General features: G+C 44.9%; 1 protein-coding gene. It reads left to right on the forward strand.

Annotated features, from left to right (window positions below; translation table 11 throughout):
• Positions 1 to 561: SprB repeat-containing protein (locus AC061E_RS16620; protein ID WP_478287253.1), on the forward strand; the 561-nt coding region annotated here is incomplete at both ends.

Here is a 561-nt window from a genome sequence, read left to right on the forward strand (position 1 = left end):
CTGGATTAAGTGCAGGAACATATACTGTAACGGTAACCGATGCTAACGCATGTACGGCTACTAGAAACTTTACTATTACACAACCAACTGCTATTGTAGCAACTGCAGCTTCTCAAACCAATATTTCGTGCAACGGAGGTTCTAATGGAGCTGCCTCGATTAATATTCCGACAGGTGGAGCGGGTGGATATACCTACAACTGGACTCCAGGCACCCCAACAGGTGATGGAACACGATCAGTAACAGGATTAAGCGCCGGAACTTGGACTTGTACTGTAACGGATGCAAACAGTTGTACTACTGCTGTTAACTTTGTAATCACACAGCCAACTGCTATCAGTACGGCAACTGCTGCGCAAACAAACGTATCTTGTAATGGAGGATCTAATGGTTCTGCTTCGGTGACTCCTTCTGGTGGTGCTGGTGGATATACTTATTCTTGGTCTCCATCAGGTGGAACGGCTGCTACAGCAACTGGATTAAGTGCAGGAACATATACTGTAACAGTAACCGATGCTAACGCATGTACAGCTACTAGAAACTTTACTATTACACAACCAA

This window comes from Flavobacterium sp. GNP011, from assembly GCF_056428925.1.